Source organism: Butyrivibrio sp. (assembly GCF_017940685.1).
Classification (GTDB): domain Bacteria; phylum Bacillota; class Clostridia; order Lachnospirales; family Lachnospiraceae; genus Butyrivibrio.
Genome location: NZ_JAGAYD010000281.1, coordinates 1 through 16,731, shown reverse-complemented (window position 1 = coordinate 16,731; position 16,731 = coordinate 1). Strand labels below are relative to the sequence as shown.

The 16,731-nt window shown below is 42.9% G+C and carries 13 protein-coding genes; all 13 read right to left on the bottom strand.

From position 1 onward, the window contains the following. Nucleotides 1-2 precede the first annotated feature (2 nt). Nucleotides 3-2,720, bottom strand: a complete 2,718-nt coding sequence (locus tag J6I68_RS17060) for a hypothetical protein (protein WP_292222065.1) — start codon at nt 2,718-2,720, stop codon at nt 3-5. After that, nucleotides 2,721-4,787: a TolC family protein gene (locus J6I68_RS17055; protein WP_292222063.1), complete on the bottom strand. Its 2,067-nt coding sequence runs from the start codon at nt 4,785-4,787 to the stop codon at nt 2,721-2,723. Then, the gene (locus J6I68_RS17050; RefSeq protein ID WP_292222062.1) at nt 4,780-6,018 is read right to left on the bottom strand and encodes a hypothetical protein; all 1,239 of its coding nucleotides are present in this window, start codon (nt 6,016-6,018) and stop codon (nt 4,780-4,782) included. The genes J6I68_RS17055 and J6I68_RS17050 overlap by 8 nt, the downstream gene beginning before the upstream one ends. A gap of 17 nt (nt 6,019-6,035) precedes the next feature. After that, nucleotides 6,036-8,474 (bottom strand): hypothetical protein, encoded by a 2,439-nt coding sequence (locus tag J6I68_RS17045; RefSeq protein WP_292222061.1) that lies wholly within the window; start codon nt 8,472-8,474, stop codon nt 6,036-6,038. Between the two features lie 12 nt (nt 8,475-8,486). Then, nucleotides 8,487-9,332, bottom strand: coding sequence for a hypothetical protein (locus tag J6I68_RS17040; protein ID WP_292222060.1), 846 nt, complete (start codon nt 9,330-9,332; stop codon nt 8,487-8,489). A 13-nt stretch (nt 9,333-9,345) separates the two neighbouring features. Next, nucleotides 9,346-11,208: a hypothetical protein gene (locus J6I68_RS17035; protein ID WP_292222059.1), complete on the bottom strand. Its 1,863-nt coding sequence runs from the start codon at nt 11,206-11,208 to the stop codon at nt 9,346-9,348. Nucleotides 11,209-11,428: 220 nt separating this feature from the next. Further along, on the bottom strand, nt 11,429-11,761 hold the full coding sequence (locus tag J6I68_RS17030; protein WP_292222058.1) for a hypothetical protein: 333 nt from the start codon (nt 11,759-11,761) through the stop codon (nt 11,429-11,431). 6 nt (nt 11,762-11,767) lie between these two features. Then, entirely contained in the window at nt 11,768-12,244 is a 477-nt protein-coding gene (locus J6I68_RS17025) for an HAD family hydrolase (protein WP_292222057.1), read from the bottom strand. A gap of 80 nt (nt 12,245-12,324) precedes the next feature. Then, entirely contained in the window at nt 12,325-12,534 is a 210-nt protein-coding gene (locus J6I68_RS17020) for a hypothetical protein (RefSeq protein WP_292222055.1), read from the bottom strand. 75 nt (nt 12,535-12,609) lie between these two features. Then, nucleotides 12,610-14,310, bottom strand: a complete 1,701-nt coding sequence (locus tag J6I68_RS17015) for a PP2C family protein-serine/threonine phosphatase (RefSeq protein ID WP_292222054.1) — start codon at nt 14,308-14,310, stop codon at nt 12,610-12,612. Nucleotides 14,311-14,349: 39 nt separating this feature from the next. Next, nucleotides 14,350-14,505: a hypothetical protein gene (locus J6I68_RS17010; protein ID WP_292222052.1), complete on the bottom strand. Its 156-nt coding sequence runs from the start codon at nt 14,503-14,505 to the stop codon at nt 14,350-14,352. Nucleotides 14,506-14,595: 90 nt separating this feature from the next. After that, a complete protein-coding gene (locus J6I68_RS17005; RefSeq protein ID WP_292222050.1) occupies nt 14,596-15,993 on the bottom strand; it encodes an adenylate/guanylate cyclase domain-containing protein in 1,398 nt (465 codons plus the stop codon). Between the two features lie 68 nt (nt 15,994-16,061). Continuing rightward, the coding region (locus J6I68_RS17000) for a cyclic nucleotide-binding domain-containing protein (RefSeq protein WP_292222049.1) at nt 16,062-16,731 on the bottom strand (670 nt) is incomplete at its 5' end.

Below are 16,731 nucleotides of genomic sequence, written 5' to 3'. Positions count from 1 at the left end.
CATCAGTTTTCTTTAAAGAACTCTTCTAGTCTCTCTGTGTAATCCTTAACAGCTGCCTGCTTGGGAGCTGTAAGGCAGATAGCGTACTTGGTCTTGTTGCAATACTCAGCTTCACAATTAAAGTAGTTCTGAGTATCATCCTCATCCAGGAATACAACTCCCTGGTATGCAACCTTCTCAGTAAGGGGCTCTCCGTCAGATGATGTATCCTGTTTATGCATCTCATCTGAACCTCTCTTAAATATATATACGATTGAACCCTTGGTCATGGTAGCAATTGCTTTGGAATCATCGTAAAAATATCTAAAATCTGTACAGTTGGACAGGGTCTCCATGCTGATATACTCTGTGGATGCATTCTCAGTGTATTGGCTGTAAGTAAATCTGTTATTTTTATCTACGAGCTTACCTACAATGATCTGAGTCAGTGAATCTGCCGGAGTAATACCTGATCTTGAAAGTCTTGAGCAGGTTGCTCCTGCTACTGCAAGCTCATCCTCGTCCATTTCATCAAGGCTCTTTCCGAAAAGAGCTTCCAGCTGCGCAAGAAGTGCATCCGAATCGACACCGGATCCATCTCCTTTGTTCTTGGCATCGCTTATACCTGCAAGAGTATCAGCTCCTGCTCCGGAAGCCTCAGCCTTATCAGCAAGGGCATCAAGTTTGTCGTCCTCTCCAAGTTCTGCAAGTGCATCAGCAATACCGGAAAGATCTGCATTGGCATCATCTGCCAGCTTTGAAAGTGCCTTATCTACCAGTTTGTCTGCCAGATTGTCCTGGCTGCCGCTTGCACCGCCTGCGATTTCTCTTGCAATGTCCTGATCAACTGCTGCGATTAGTGCATCATATTTCTTGGCTCCTGCCAGGTCATTGTTATCAAGGCAGCCATCTCTTTTATCCTGAAGAGCATTCTTCCTTGCAAGGAGCTCAGCCAGCTTGGATCTTAAGGATTCATCGGAATCAATGATCTTCTGGGCTTCTTCCTTGAGCCATACAATGTGGGCCTGAACAGATGATGCTGAATAGGTTCTGTACTCTCCATCAGGAAGTGCTGACAGAAGACCTTCTGTAATGGTTATCCTCTCATTTACAAATTCAAGGGCTGTTTCAGCAGTCTGTCTCTGCCTCATGGCCTCTATCAGGAACTGGAGCATTGCTCTGTCAGCTTCCTGGTCGGCTTTCTGATCTTCCAGGGCGGACTTTTTAGCTCCTTCTGAAGTAGCAGCCACATACGCTTCTCCTGGCTGAGCATTGGAAGATGTAGTATATCTGCTGCTTGCCATAGGTATCAGAGTGTTTAAAAGATATGTAAGCTCCCCTTCCTGGTCGCTGATCTTATCTTCTTTTATGTTGGTGACATGCTGAAGGAACTCTATAGGGCCTCCAACTGTGGTACCAACTGTCTGCTCGATGACCTGAGTGCTGTAATCATAGATAAAGTGCTGCAAGAGATCATCAGAATCAACTAATGCCTTAGCTCTGTATGTGTTGTAGCTGTTGTTGCAGTTCTCCATTGCGGTTCCAATAGCCTCAATGATTGCTGCATCCTGTACGAAAGGATACTCTGAAGGAGACTTGTCTCTTACGTAGTCATCATTATCTTCATTGGCCTCCTCAGCTCTTTTCTCCTTATCTGCCTCGTACTCCTCAAGTACTGTCCACCATCCACTTGAATTGGAGACAATACCCAGCTGTTTGAACATTTGAAGTACAAAAGGATTAGATGTAAAAGATGAACTCATATCCCCCTTTGTAGAGTCTTCAAGATCTACCAGATAGTCCGGAAGGTTATCTTTGTTTTTATCCTCGGAAGAATCCTTGAAGTTACCATAAGGCGTATAGTAAGTGCCGGTAGATAACTCATTGAGCTTACTTAGGAGGTTATCATCCATCTCAGAAAGTCTCTCCATGATAAGAAGCCTTCTTGTGGCATCTACCTTACTCATAAGGTCATATACAATAGCAGCCTTCTCATCTTCTCCTGCATCCTTTAGAGCGATATAGGACTGATTCAAGTTTGCAAGCTGTGTGTCACACTTGTCTGTAGCCGCATCTCTAAGGTTTAATGAAAAGAACGTGGACAATAGCTGGTAGTAATAAACATCACTTCTAAGGTTTCCTGAATCCTTGGAGTTTCTGTTACTTAAGAAATCCTCCTGTGAGATACTGGTTGCTCCCTCTGACATGGTGTACTGGGTCCTTATGGGATCAAGCTCCGGAAGATTAGCAAGGTTATAGGGATCCGGAATGTCAAAAGGATTGAGTCCAGCCATGGTCTTGGCATCCCTTAAAACTCCATCAGATCCAACATAGTAGGTCACATACAAAGGATTGATGGTATCTATGCTCTCAGGAAGACCTTCGGAGGAAATTCCCTTGATGCCGTTGTCTACTGTATCAAGGAAAAACCAGTTTCCATCAGCCAGTTCAGACTTGTAATACATGTTGTTCTGACCTGACTCAGCAGCTGAATCCTGAGCTTTCTCATAGAGGTCATCAGTCAGGGCGTCTTTGTGGATGATATAAGTTCCGATAAAGAGAACTGAATTCTCCACTGTAGTCCTTGATGCGAAGGTCTGATAGTTGATGGCCTTACTCTCATCAAAAAGAGCCCGTGACTGAAAACTCTTGCCAAAAACAAGTGCCAGAGTAGCTGCGCACAAGGTAATGGCTATACCTCTTCTTATTAACTTGTCGTAGGAAAGCTTTGGAAATTTCATTTATTCCTCATCCTCTCGAATAACTGCGCTGTTGGCCTGATCAAATCTGGCTGTTTCTACAAGATCTCCAGCTTCGTCGTAAAACTCTACTGTCAGATCATCAAGTGACTTCCTAAGAAGCTCCACATATATAAGTGGCTTGTCAATTTCTATAGGCTCATCCTTGCCAAGGGCTTTGCCCTCATCGTTTAGAACCTTAAAGCTTGTAACTTCTGGAAGTTCACTGTTAAGTTCAAAGGTAAGTGACATAAGTCCCGTGGTCTCATTCTGCTCTACCTTAAATGTACCAACCTGACCAGGAAGGTCTCTCTTTATGTCGTATCCTGTATTGATAGGTAATGGACCGGATTCAACTGTGGGATCGATGATCACATCATCGATAAACTCATCTCCATTAAATACCCTTATCTTGGCTTCATTTACTGTGTCATAGTCCAAAGTAAGGTGACGAAGTTTTTTATCTGATGGTGTTTTTTCTCCAACCTGTATGTTGTTTATCCACAGCTCATAATCAGTTATGGTAACTGGGAAATCATCAGGTATATGAAGAGTCAGTTCGAAAATTGTTCCCTCTACTAAGGATTCCAGTGTGTAGTAAGCACCGTCAGCCTTATTTTCTTCTATATAACTCTCTCCTATCTTGGCTGAATTCATATCTGCATCTGTTCCCGAAAGGAGTGCGCTTATACCTCCGCAGGTAAGCCTGTCAAAGGAGTAAAGTGTTGTAGTATACAGCTTCATGGAATCCAGCATATTGTTCTGAAGTTCCTCAAAACTTGACATTGCTGAGTCGTACTCGTCAAAGGTCATTTCACCTGCACGGTTTCTTATTTCGTCCTTTTTAAGATTCTCCTCTGCATCAGCAACATCCTTTATATACTGTTTATACGAATTACGAACGGAAATGTAATTATTAAAAGCATCAGTTACGCTCTGATCCAGTTCTTCTCTTGCCCCCTTCTTGTCGTTAAGGGCTGAAACGTAGTCAAGTACGTTTGTCTGAAGGACTGTCGCGTCATCTTCTATATATCTTGTTCCATCAAGGTCACCCTTAAACCATATCTTTGGAAGCTTAAGGAACCAGAAGATCTTCTTTTTGCCCTGCCAGTGGCTGTCTATCTGTGTAAGGAATGCTTTGTACTGCTTGGTGAAAGCTTTTTTGTTAACTTCACCGCCGTTTAAAGCTATGCTCACATAGGACTCGATCATTCCATATTCACTGCCGTAATGCTGCTTCATGAGACTTGCATTGGTTGTGAGCTCAGTTCTTGCAGAGAACTCATTGATACAGGCCTCATAATAGGTCTGGTCTCTGTCCCTTGTGTACTGAATAAGGGGCTGGAGCTGAGTTCTGTCTATGGTTGCCTCAATGTAGGGCTTTTCAAATGTATATCCTGTTGTAACATCCATTCCCACCATTTTGGTGAGCTTTTTAAGGTCCGCCTCAAGAGTTCTCCTGTCAGCTGCCACCTTGTTGTTTAAGGATGTGACTTTCTTTTCAAGTTTGTCTACGTCAGCCTTACTGGCAAGTCCAAGACGGAGCCTGGCTTCGTTCTTGGCAAGACCATCCTTGGTTGCTTCAAGACGCCTTTCATTAAAGGCGATGGTCTCCTGAAGTACCACTATCTCGCAGTAGAGATTGTTGGTCTTTTCATTTATTGCAAAGACCTTGTCCTGATAGTTGTGCTCAGCAACACTTACTTCATACTGTTTGGCAATAGGCTTAAATTTAAACTCTGAAGCCTCTGCAAGATTGGGTTCCTGTGGAAATTTAAAACTAAGAGCGGGGCTCCATCTGAACTGCTTCATGCTAGTCTCTTTTAGCTTTACAGACTTGACAGCACTTTCATAGGCAGCCTTTTTGGCCTCTATGGTCAGCTCAGCGCTTTCATACTCAGTGGAGTTTTCAACAGCAAGCCTCCTTGCTGCAGCAAGGGTGAGTTTTTTCTGAGCCGGGAGCACAGCCTCTGCCTGAATTGGCATAGTGCTTACAGTAAGGCATACTGCTGCCAGAGTACCTGCAAATATACTCTTTACAGTATTCAGCTTTCGCTTACTCTCAAGCACTCTCATCTCCTGCTCCTGTTATGTAATAGAAGTCAAAATCTGCACCCTTTTCCTTGCAGACGAAGGAGTACATTACGTCTCCTCGCTTAAAGGAATAGATGTAAACTACATACTTTCTGTCAAAACTGTTTACTTCTGCCACGTCTGAATAGGTCTGTTCCACATCCATGTCAACCTTTCCAAACAGGGCATTTTCTTTTTCATTTAACTTGTTGATGGCAACTGCCTCAGGAAGGATCACATTGGAGTTACCTTCATATGAAGGATCCCCAAAAACTTCTTTGAGTTCCGAAACTGTATCTACCACTTGATTTCCAATGTTGTAGGTATTTGAAAGAACATATACTGAATCAACTACCTCTTCATCCTCAAGGGACTCAGCATCGCTCCTGGCGTGATAGAGGGCTCCTATATCATCCATGATGGCAACAGTCTCTGTTGGTGTCATAAAAAGTGTTCTGTGGGCCTTGTAGCAGTCCGAAACCTCAGATACTGTTTTCCCAAGAAGCTCATTGTAAGCTATATGGTCGCTGCTAAAGGTTCCCTCATAGATCTCGTTTTCGCCTGTGTCAAACAAGGTTCCGTGGCCATTTTTCATGCCCTCTGAAAACTCGCCGTTATATTCTGTAGTTCCGTCCTCTCTGTAGAGAACTCCGTCTCCTTCATAGAGGTTTTCATGAAATGCTCCCTTATATTTAAGTACTCCACTGTCATAGTTCTGTGTTCCAAAGCCCTCATACTTGTTCTGAAGGAAGGCTCCTTTGTAAACCACATTGCCGTCCTTGTTGTAGAGGGTTCCATCGCCGGTAACATATCCCTTTTCAACACTGCCGTCGTATGCCAGGTATCCGCTCTTTCCGGTTATCCTTACTCTTCCTTTTGCAGTGCGAAGTCTTACTGAGTTGTATTTATAAGTCTGAATCCCATCCTCAGAAAACTTTCTGAAAAGAGTAGTCTCTGATGTGATGTACCAGATGCTCAAAACACCAATGATAATAACCAATGCGTACAGGAGGCGCTTACTGAACATCCACCGTCCAATGGTGTAGTAGTCCTCCTTGTTCCTTGGCTTGACGCCAATCATGTTGGCGAAGAAGTCTCGGATCCTTACAACAATCTTGGTCTTTATGAAGTTCCAGTTTGTGTAGAGTCTGAACTTGGTAACAAGTCCAGTCATCTTGGACTTAATAGTCTGGATCAGAATATTAAGAAGTCCAAATCCCTCGCCCATGGTTTAAAAACCCTTTCTCAAAGATGGATTATCTTGTGTGCATCGCCTTCAACGTTCTCATTTAAGTACCTGTCAGCTTCAAATACATACCACTTAACAAGGTCATCATCAGGTGTTTCCTTTAAGATGTCTGAGAACTTGGTTCTGGCAATGTAAAAATCTTTTTCATAGAACAAGCGAAGTGCTTCGTTGTATCTATCCAAAGTAGCAATTCTCTCAGCTCTTTTCTTGGCTGAATAAACATCAAGTACTTCATAGAGCTGAACCATATTGCCGTCTGTATCCTTGCCTGCATAGCCCACAAAACGAAGTGGAAGATTTATGTTCTCTCTTCTCTTTACAGTTTCAGTTATTACAAGCCCAAGGCCGTGAAGAGTGATAAATCTGCTGATCTGAGTGATTAGATCCTGATTGTCAGAATACATGTAGGTTGTGGACTCTTCTTCACTTCCTATTACGCCAAATCTTGACCTGTCAAAGAACAGTACTGCTGAAATATTGGCGTGATCACTATTTCCAAAGCTTGATCCAAACAGATCAATGTAGGACCTTACACATTGTTTTTCATCATGAAGATAAAGCAGCTGAAGTCTTGAAAGGTCAGGAGCTTTGCCAATGATGATGGAGTTGTGATCCTTTTGGTAAACTCCTATGTTTTCGATCATCTTGTCAAGCTTTCTTAAGGTCTTTCCGCCCTTAAGGTCAAGACCGATCATTGAGATCGTGCCCTGAATGCTGCAGGTATCTCCGCTCTGAACTTCAAGGATTGACTTCTTGCCAAGAACCTTTTCAACATTCTTTGGAGCGAATCTAAAGTATGCCTCCAATATCCTTATCTTGGCGTATTCGATCTCATCGATCCTCTTGTGGATCTCTGTAACGCTGTCCCACATGTCCTTGATGTCACGCCCAATAAATACCGGCTTTTCTGGCATTTCACCTCCAAGGGCTGTAGCTGAAAGAGCGCCTTCCAGGGCTGTGATGTCTCTCATGTGAAGGAACCATACAAGCACCACTAATGCACTTGCCAGGAAGTAGATAAGCAAAAATACAAGGATCACTCCTCTGTTATCCGCAAAAACTGTGGCATCAGTTGTTGTTGAATTGATGATGCCAACCAGGGCATACTCTGGAGCAAGAATATCTACAGCTGCTGCTATTGCCCTGTAGTTCTGTCCCTCGATCTCAGTATCTACTGCGGTGTACCTCTGTCCCCTGTAGATATTGTAGGCAAGCGAGTCCAGATCCTGTCCATAAACCTCTGTAAGAGTCTGTCTGTTTCTTCCACTTCCACTTGCACAGACAACTCCATCTCTAAGTCTATATACGAATACATCATAGAAGATGTCAGAATTTCCTTCTCTTTTTACAAATTCTCCAAGACTTCCTGCGATCTCAAAGTATCTTTCTGAATCGTAAAAATCATCAGTGTATTCGATATTCTCAGTAAGTCCTGCTTCATCTGCAAGACTGATAAGTGAAATGATCCCAAATCTTGAGTGCTCTGTAGCCCTTGCATCTGCCTGGTTTTTAGCTATCTGGATAGTTCCAAGGAGCACGATGAAGAACAAAGTAGCCTCAGCAATAACGATATAATAGAAAGATCTGTTCCTGTTTTCGAAGGTCTTGATCAGCAGATACAGAACTATGAACCAGATAGCAAGACCTGCCAGATACCAGATGATATAGGTTGAATACAGTGAGCAGAGCTGTCCGATGGTCAGCTTCATATTTGAAACTGCGCTCTGAATATAGGGGTCAATTGCAAAAGCACCTGCAGGAACATCACTATCAGTTCTTACAAGCAGACCATCTGCAGTGTAGATGGCATCAGCAAAGAACCTTCCCTCTGTAGCTTTTTTTGATCTGACAGATGATACTTTAAGAGCATCTGTTGCAACATCTTTAGGGTCTTTAAGCTGATTGACATCAACTGAGTAAACTCTTACGTACTGACCGTCCAGGCTTATTGTTGTTATGAAAAGAGCCTTGTCATCAGCGGAAAATCCACTGATCATCTCATCGTTGCTAATTGTGAACTTCTGTGTCTGGGTCTGAAGTGCAAGCTTTTTATCAAGACAGATTATGCGATAAGCTGCAGTATATTTGATGGCATCCGGATCATTTGGATCCTTTTCTTCTATAAAAGAAGACAGCACAGCATAAATGTTATCCCCGCGATTTGTGATCCCAAGAATCCTCTTATCTCCAATACTCTTTGTGAGGTACATCCTCGAAACATTGCCCTTGCCATTCATCTTGAAGATACCGCCTGTGCCCTTCATGTTCTGGGCATAGTAAATATCACCACCTGAAACCGTATACTGTGAATACGCAGTACATTCAACATCCACAGATACCCGGCTCATCAAAGCGGAAAAGATGAAAAGAGATATTGTAAAGCTAATGATGTAAAGGACTATGATGATTCTTGTTCTTAAGCTTTTGCTTGCCATCTATAGGTTCTCCTATTGCAACAGACTCTCAGTTCCTATCTTCTTAAATGTGTTAAACAGTAATCTAAACCAGGAATTGCCTCCAAGCAGTACCCTTGAAAGGATGATGGAAAGAGCAATAACTCCCAGGATAAGGCTTATCCAGAACAATATCCCGATGATAGCATCCTGATTTCTTTTAACCCACAGCTTAAATAAAAACCATGGAGTTATCTTCTTTTTTGTAACAGCAGCTATGGTGATATCCCTGTACAGATCTGTAAATCTGTGGTAACTGCCATTGGCTACCTTTTTCTCAAGCAGATAAAAGCTTGTAGCCTTCTGTCCTGACTTGGGCTGGAGAAGGAGAAGGAGCGTTCTTGCGCACACATCGGTACACTCTTTTTCACCTATCTCGCTGTTTAGCTCGCTAAGGTCCATTTCGTAACCAAAATAGACCGAACCGTCACCAGACAGATTCAGCTTACCGTTACTAAGTAGCAAATATAAAATTGGATATGGGAGATCTGACGTTATGCAGGCAAGAATCGTGCTGATACAAATATCTTCGCACTGAGCCAGCGTCATTGACTCCCCCTCATAGAAATCAAATAGCGGTCTTTCGTTGTGGTAGGGAAAAACAAGAACATGCTTTTCCCCTACAGCAAAGTTATCAACCAGTATCTGCTCTCCGCTTCTGCCGGAGAACTTAAACAGTTCCAGAACTTTGCGTACCACTTCGTGTTGGTGGATCACCACTGTTGTATATAAGATCCCACCTGAAGAATTCAAATCCCTGCAGATATAGCAGTCGTTCACTTCCCCAAGACTTCTGGTGGCCACCGGCAAAAGCCGCATTTTGTCGGACTCGTAGATCATTCTTTAATCCCCTTTAGAGGTTGAATTCCTTCATATCCGGTAGCTTGACCATAGGCTCACTTTCCTGTTCCTTGATGCTTCCTACATCCTCCTCCGTAGCAGTGGATTTAACGATTGCATAAGCATAAGTACATACCATAGGCATGTCTGAACAGTAGATACGTATCTCATATACGCCCTCTTTTGCAGGAGCAGAATATACACCATCAGTTGAAACCTCTCCTGTTCCGGGAGCTGTGAGCTCGTATGTGATACTGCATGGATCCATATTGTTGAACTGAACTCCAAAGTAGTAATTTTCCCTAGGTCTCATAACTACAGTAGGAGTCTTGGCAGTGATGGACTTGCCATAGTAATCTGCTGCCTCAAGCTCTTCTCCTGAAGGGAACTTGATAGCAACCCATCTGTAGGTAAGAACCAAAAAGTCCACATCTCTAAGAAGTCTTGCTGCAACAACAAAGCTTCCTTTATCATTAAGCACTCTTACAGCAGTCTCAGCGTCAACAAGCTGCTGAGCCTGTCTTGAAAAGAGCTCTGGATTGCCATAAACAGTGCTCTTGGCACTTGCGCCAAGGGTCTGGTCCTGAGAAATATACTCATAACCTATCGAAACATAAACATTACCTGATCCAAGGCCATGGGTGATCTCACCTGAATATCTGATGTCGCCCTTTCTTGCATCTCTTCCCAAAGGAATCTCAAGTACACCTGTTGCAACGTTCTTAAGCTCTGACCCTGTGTACTCTACAACTGGAGCCTTGGATGGCTCAAAGGAAGACTCGCCGTGCTTTTCCTTAATATCTACTTCCTTATTGAAGAACTCCATGTAGTCATTTCTGATACCTGTCTGGGCAGGAAGGTCGATATACTGGTTCTTTTTAACCTCTCTTATGTTCTCGATAACATAAGCGCTGTCAGTTCTCATAAGATCGATCTCAGCAAGCTTTATGGCATCTGATGTGACAGCCTGTCTCATTTCAAGGGAGAGCTTACCTGTTTCTCTTCTAATAAGAGAAGATGGTGTATCTTCTGAGAATCTTACCTTCATGGCAAAGCTGTTCTCTACTGAAATAGCCTTGTCGTTTTCAAAAGCAGTTGCTGATCCGCTTCTTAGGATCACATTGCTCTCGATACCTGCGTTGTTATGGACTTCCATCCATAAATCCTTGTAATAAACTCCACCTTCTGGAAGTTCAATATCATCTATTTCAATATCTATCTGTTGGGATCCGTCGGGGGCAGAAAAGCTGGGGATATCCAATATAGCTCTATATGACAGTTTCACATCCGCAGAACTTGTCTTGCGGATCTCTACTCTTGCCTTTACATTGCGGCCTTTGCTGACAATTGTAGGCATAGTGATACTTCCTTCAAAATTGGCGCCCACAAACAGGCTCTCAGTCTGAAGGAATTCAGATTCCATTTCGAAGCCTTCGTCAAATTCGTCCTTGTCTACAAGGAACATCTCAAAGCCTTCACTTATGCGGTTGAACTCATACTCCTGATCAGATTCCTTGTGACTTACCGCATAAACAGAATGAATGTCTTTTTCTTTGTAGCGCACACACAGACATGCAGTGTCGCTGTTTAGATCATCAAAGCCCTCGATAGCCGAAAGCTTTTTTACCAAAGACGAATCGATTATTATCTCACGGCCGCTACCGTCAATTACAACGCCGCTTTCTACAAGGATTGAGAGATCGTCCAGATTGACCACGCTACAACCGCACACGATCCCAGCGCCATACATAAGGCTGTTCATGAACCGAAGCTTGTTGATGTGATAGCTCTGTTCAGCCTGGAAATCAGCTGTTGTCAACATCTTGCCTGGATAATAACGATTTCTTTCGAATGGATACACTTGATTGCTTGCCATTTTACAAGATTCCCCCTCTGAATCATAAAGTCAAAAACACAAGATATAGTAGTCCTTATACTATGATAACACACTAACGAATTAATAGTGCGCCTGCTTTAGCAATATGTGAAATAAAATTTTTATAAATTTTTCAGCGAAAAGCTCATCAATAAAAAAAGCCGCCTTAAACTGTCTGTCTCACACTTTTCTGAGTCAGCAGTCATTAAGGCGGTCATTATCAACTTGGAAATAGTTCGTCCAGTCCCAGGGCGAACCTTATTTCTTTTTCCATCTCCTTATTACTTAGGTTAAATTCAAATGCATGGATGTCATCAAAGAGTCCATATTCTGCGTACTTTTTGGTGTCCGTGCAACTGACCACCACATATGGATCGTCGATTCCCTCAAAAGTAGCTTCTCCAATGCGATAATAATTATCATTTAAGATGTATATGTGTCTGTTTTCTTTTTCGCCTTGTCCTCTGGGTTTTATGTCCGTTGGAGCTGCTCCACTCTTCACCAGAAGATACTCAGCGTAAGCTATTCTCTCTCTCTTATCTTGTTCTGTCATAAAGGTTTACTTCCCTTCTTCTAGCTTTCTGATGCGCTCAGCCTCATCAATGATCTTTGTGGTCCAGTCAGGATCCGGATCACAGATCTGAAGCACCTTATAGCCATAAGTTCTGGCGTTCTGCACAATAACATCTTCGTCATCTATATGAAGTGATATCCTGTAAAACTGTGGCATCTTCTGAGGCAAGAGCTGTTCTCTGTTACCCTGGACCTCAGCCTTGTGCCTATAGCCATTTACTATCTGATCGAAGTGAACACCATACTGCCGAAACAGTCCCTTAATGTACACGTCACTCCTGAATGAAGAAGTGTAAACCCACACTTCAAAACCTCTTTTCTGAAGTTCATTTATCAGATATACAGTCCCTTTTCTAAGTCTCTCGGTAAACATCTTATTAAGTGGAAACTTTAGTTCCGGCTCGACTTCAAAGGTATCAGGTGAGACAAATAGTACTTCATCCAGATCAAAAGAAATCTTCATGAAATCACGCTCCCAGCTTTTGTCACTATAAAATAATTATATCTGTTTTTAGTGCATGGCTCAATGAAATAAAGACCAAATCAGCCATCCAGAGTATTTCTTTTTTTGCAGTTTGTGCAGGTGACCTGTATCTTGTTTACATCAGCATAAAACGGCTTTTTACAGTACTTGCAGATAATCTGCTGTATGTTGGATGTTTTGATGATATGCTTGGCAGTAGATCCTTTTCCTCCTGAAACCTGCTCAAGCTCATCCTCACCTATCATGGCGTTTTTCAAATTCTTACTCATATTTCTCCCTCATTCTTTCTGGCATCACTTTTATGCTATCGGATATTTATACGAAACAGTCTCTGCCTGCGGCAATCATCCTTTATACCATAGGCTCAGCATAGTGATGTCATCGAACTGTTCCATGGATCCGGCAAAGGCGTCAACCTCAGCCTTCATGTATCTGATAAGTCCCTCAGGACTGTCCCCATCGTACCTGTTCAGGCTCTCCTCTATACGTTCAAGGCCAAAGAGCTCATTTTTTTCATTGGTAGCTTCCGCCACACCATCTGTATAGACAAAAAGTCTCTGACCTTTTGCAAGCTTAAAGCCATAGTCCTTGTACTGTATTCCGCCCATGGCGCCTATTACCATGCCATGGCGGTCCTTATAAAGGGTAAGTTTTCCATCCTCTCCTGTGATAAACGGATACTCATGGCCTGCATTTGCGGCGATCACATCACCTGTGGATATGGTCAGGATCCCCAGCCATACAGTAACGAACATATCGTTTATATTGTCTTCACAGAGACTGTCATTTACAAACTTAAGTATCTCAGAAGGCTTTCCCCCCTCCATGGCCCTTGTCTTGATAAGGCTCTTACTGATCATCATGAAAAGAGCTGCTGGAACACCCTTTCCTGATACGTCTGCTATCACCAGACCTAAATGGTCATCGTCTATCATGAAGAAATCGTAGAAGTCTCCACCTACCTCCTTGGCAGGAGTCATATAAGCATAAAGCTCAAACTCATCCTTTGCAGATATTTCTTTAAAATCTGTGGGCAGTACTGCAGCCTGGATACCCTTTGCAAGGTCAAGCTCAGTAGCAAGCCTCTCCTGCTTTTTCGTTGCATCCCTTATCTGCTTCATTGCCTGGGATACATCATCTTCCATGTCTACCATGGTCTCCCAGAGCTCTTCTATCTCATCTCCAGTTTTGATACTGAGATCTTCAAACACTGAGGTGTCAACATGTCTTTCTACCTTACTGATGGATGTATACTTCCTTGCTGCTCCTGCCAGGTTATTAATGGGAACAATGATGCTCTTATTGATTGCACCTGCTGCCAGAATAGCTATTCCAACAAGCACAACTACCATTACCGGAATGTAGATAGCCAGGAACGTCTTTATCTGTCTGGCAAAAGAGTTGATGGTGATGTTCATGGTCATATAGCCGATGACATTTCCTGAAGAATCGTAAACTGCAGTGTAATTGGTAGCAGTCCATCCCTGGACAGTTCCATAGGTAACAGGCAGATACCAGTTGGACTTAAGGGTTCTTTCTATCACCTTGGGAGAATCAATGGTGCCATTTTCATCAGACAGCCACATTCCCGGAAGGAAGGCAAAATTTCTGTCATTGCCGTCGATGACATAAACAAGTCTTTCATATTCATCATCGAAAAAGGTATAATATACGTTCTCAAGCTTTGACCTTTCCCTGCAGGTTGTGAGGATGTTCCTGGCATTCATAAATTCATCATCAACCAACGGCCTTATAATATTCACATACTCATCGGAATACTGCTCATGCCGTATCTCTTCAGGCGTATTATAATAAACGTCCTTTACCTCACTAAAAACTTTTTCCAGGTACTCATCACCTATCAGCGCTGTTGCAAAATCTCCCTCATGAGTCAGTTCCCTTTTGTAGTTTTCAAGGGTCGGATAGATGAAAAGAACTATCTCAACAAGCACCGCCGAAAAAAGGATTATTATTGCACCAAAGAGGATAGCACTTAGTGCCACCCTCTTTAGTGATCTTTTCTTTTTAGTTTCACTACTCTTCATACAGTTTTCCTGTACCAGTCAGATCCAAGGATTTTGAGATCACTTTGGAAACCATGGCTGAGGCGGAGTGGTATTAGGGCTTGCTGCGATCATGTATATGCTGTCAAGTCCTACTCCACCAGTAATGAGCCCAAGTTCCTCAAATGAGAGCTGCTCCATGATGAAATCTGCTGTGTTATAACCTTTTCTTGTCATAGCTATCATCCTCCGATCACTGCCATTTATAGTGTTGCTATATATTTATACGAAGGATCTGTCACCATGGCAGATTTATTTCAAAAAAAATCATTTTCCAACAAAATATTCTTTCCACTGCTTGTAGCCCGATGGAACAGAGGTGAAATGTATAAGGTATCCGGAATCATTCTTCTCCATGACCTTGCAGTACAGTTCCCCTCCGGCTTCTAACTGCATATTGTCGTAGACGTTAAGCTCTGCCTCGGTTTCGATGACAGCCATGTCCTGTCCAAGGGCAGTTATTCCGCCGTAGTGAGATTTCTTTTCACCGTGCTTGCCTTCGACAATATAGAAAGTTACAGGTATGGTCTTATCAAGTTTGTCGGGCAAAGTGCTCTTAACGTCGATAAACAGGTTATAGGGCTCTCCTATACCAACAACCTGATACAGCTTCATGTCCCCTTTGACTCCCTTTGGATGAACCACAATTTCTTTTGCAATGGACATATCTGAAAGAATTGACTCCTTGGTGGATCCGGATATAAGAATCTGACCGTTTATGGTATAGCTCTCAACTCTTCCGGTGAGGTTTACATTACTTCCTACAACGCCATACTTGGTGCGCTTTTCAGAGCCAATATTTCCAACAATGACTTCACCTGTGTTTATACCGATCCCCATCTCAAGGAGAGGGAAATCTCTTTCGATGTTCCATTTATTGATGGCTTCCATCCTGCTCTGCATATCAAGAGCTGCAGCAACTGCGTCCGCAGCGTGGCTTTCGTTGTCAAGCGGCGCCCCAAATATGGCAAAAATACCATCTCCCATAAACTCTATGATGGTTCCTTCCTTGCTCTGGATGGCATCTGTCATCTCACCAAGGTAGTGGTTTAACATGGTGATAAGATCCTCAGGATCCATCCTCTCGCTCATGGCTGTAAAGCCCCTTAGATCACTCATCATGACTGTCAGCTCTTTTTTCTTGCCGCCGAGCCTAAGACCATCAGGGGTATCAAGGAGCTGGCGTACGATGTCGTCAGACAAGAACCTTCCAAATGTCTCAGACAGGAGGTTATTTCTAAGCTCAAGCTGTGAATTAAGAGCTCTTATCTTTTCCATGCTCTTTACAGCATCCCTTAGATCCATAAGTTCGCTAAGATCACTGAAAACTACGATGATGCCAACTTTTTCACCCTTCTCCTGTAAAAAAGATGTAACAACACGCAGCTGCAGCGTGATATTGCCTCTGATATAGGGCACAATTCCCTCGTGGGACCTGGTCCTGTCATATACAGCATCCAAGACCATCTGCGTAAACTCGTCGTTGTCAATGCTGTCAAAGAAACACTCAGCAAACTTCTTTCCGACACAGTCCTCCGGAAGTCCGAGAGTTGTTACAGCTATAGGATTGACATAGTTTATCACGCCATTAAAACCGATGGACATGACACCCTCTGCCATATTTCTCATGATATTTTCCTGAATGAGTTTTGATGAACCTTCCATGCTTTCTCCCTGCCTCATAAAAAAGATGTGCCCGCTCAGTTTTGAGCGGGCACAAATTCTGACCGTTATCAGCCGTAATAATTCTCTTTATACTCCTGTGCCTTCTTCTTGAGCTCATCATTTACTGAATTTTTAAGTTCAGCTTCTGCAGCATCATAGATCATCTTGCAGGCATTTACATACTCATATGTAAGTCTTCTGATCCTGAAGGAAATATGCTTGATGATTGACTCGATCTTGGTTGGGTTCTTAGAAAAGATCTCCTCAAAATCATCCATATAGATAGCTTCAAGCATTGTACCCTCTTCAAGAGCAACAGCTGTAGCACTTCTTGTCTCGCCGCTAAGAAGGGCCATCTCTCCAAAGAACTTGCCAGCATAGAGAGTTGTCAGGCACTTCTCATTTGGAGTGCCATAACCGGTATAGATACCGATTGTACCAAAGTGAATGTCATACATGCACTTACCAGGCTCACCCTCTCTAAAAATCACAGTACCCTTGCTGTATTTATCAATTGTCTTGTTAAAGCCGTCCTTATTGTCAGCTCTCTCAGCTTCACGAAGGAATTCTGCACTTGGCTGTTTTGCCTTAGCCATGAGGTTATAGGAATTAACAAACTTCTTGATCTTGTCTGCAATACCAGGCTTTCTCTCTTCTCCTACAGGATAAAGCTCTCTGATAGTCACACATGCATCTGTGTAATCGTCTGTAAGTCTCTGAAGTCTCTCTCCAAGCTCT

Excerpts from the sequence above, each read along its gene's own strand:
- J6I68_RS17010 (WP_292222052.1), bottom strand. The coding sequence starts at position 14,505 with ATGACAAGAAAAGGTTATAACACAGCAGATTTCATCATGGAGCAGCTC.
- J6I68_RS17045 (WP_292222061.1), bottom strand. The coding sequence starts at position 8,474 with ATGGCAAGCAAAAGCTTAAGAACAAGAATCATCATAGTCCTTTACATC.
- J6I68_RS17025 (WP_292222057.1), bottom strand. The coding sequence starts at position 12,244 with ATGAAGATTTCTTTTGATCTGGATGAAGTACTATTTGTCTCACCTGAT.
- J6I68_RS17030 (WP_292222058.1), bottom strand. The coding sequence starts at position 11,761 with ATGACAGAACAAGATAAGAGAGAGAGAATAGCTTACGCTGAGTATCTT.
- J6I68_RS17015 (WP_292222054.1), bottom strand. The coding sequence starts at position 14,310 with ATGAAGAGTAGTGAAACTAAAAAGAAAAGATCACTAAAGAGGGTGGCA.
- J6I68_RS17060 (WP_292222065.1), bottom strand. The coding sequence starts at position 2,720 with ATGAAATTTCCAAAGCTTTCCTACGACAAGTTAATAAGAAGAGGTATA.
- J6I68_RS17035 (WP_292222059.1), bottom strand. The coding sequence starts at position 11,208 with ATGGCAAGCAATCAAGTGTATCCATTCGAAAGAAATCGTTATTATCCA.
- J6I68_RS17050 (WP_292222062.1), bottom strand. The coding sequence starts at position 6,018 with ATGGGCGAGGGATTTGGACTTCTTAATATTCTGATCCAGACTATTAAG.
- J6I68_RS17040 (WP_292222060.1), bottom strand. The coding sequence starts at position 9,332 with ATGATCTACGAGTCCGACAAAATGCGGCTTTTGCCGGTGGCCACCAGA.
- J6I68_RS17005 (WP_292222050.1), bottom strand. The coding sequence starts at position 15,993 with ATGGAAGGTTCATCAAAACTCATTCAGGAAAATATCATGAGAAATATG.
- J6I68_RS17020 (WP_292222055.1), bottom strand. The coding sequence starts at position 12,534 with ATGAGTAAGAATTTGAAAAACGCCATGATAGGTGAGGATGAGCTTGAG.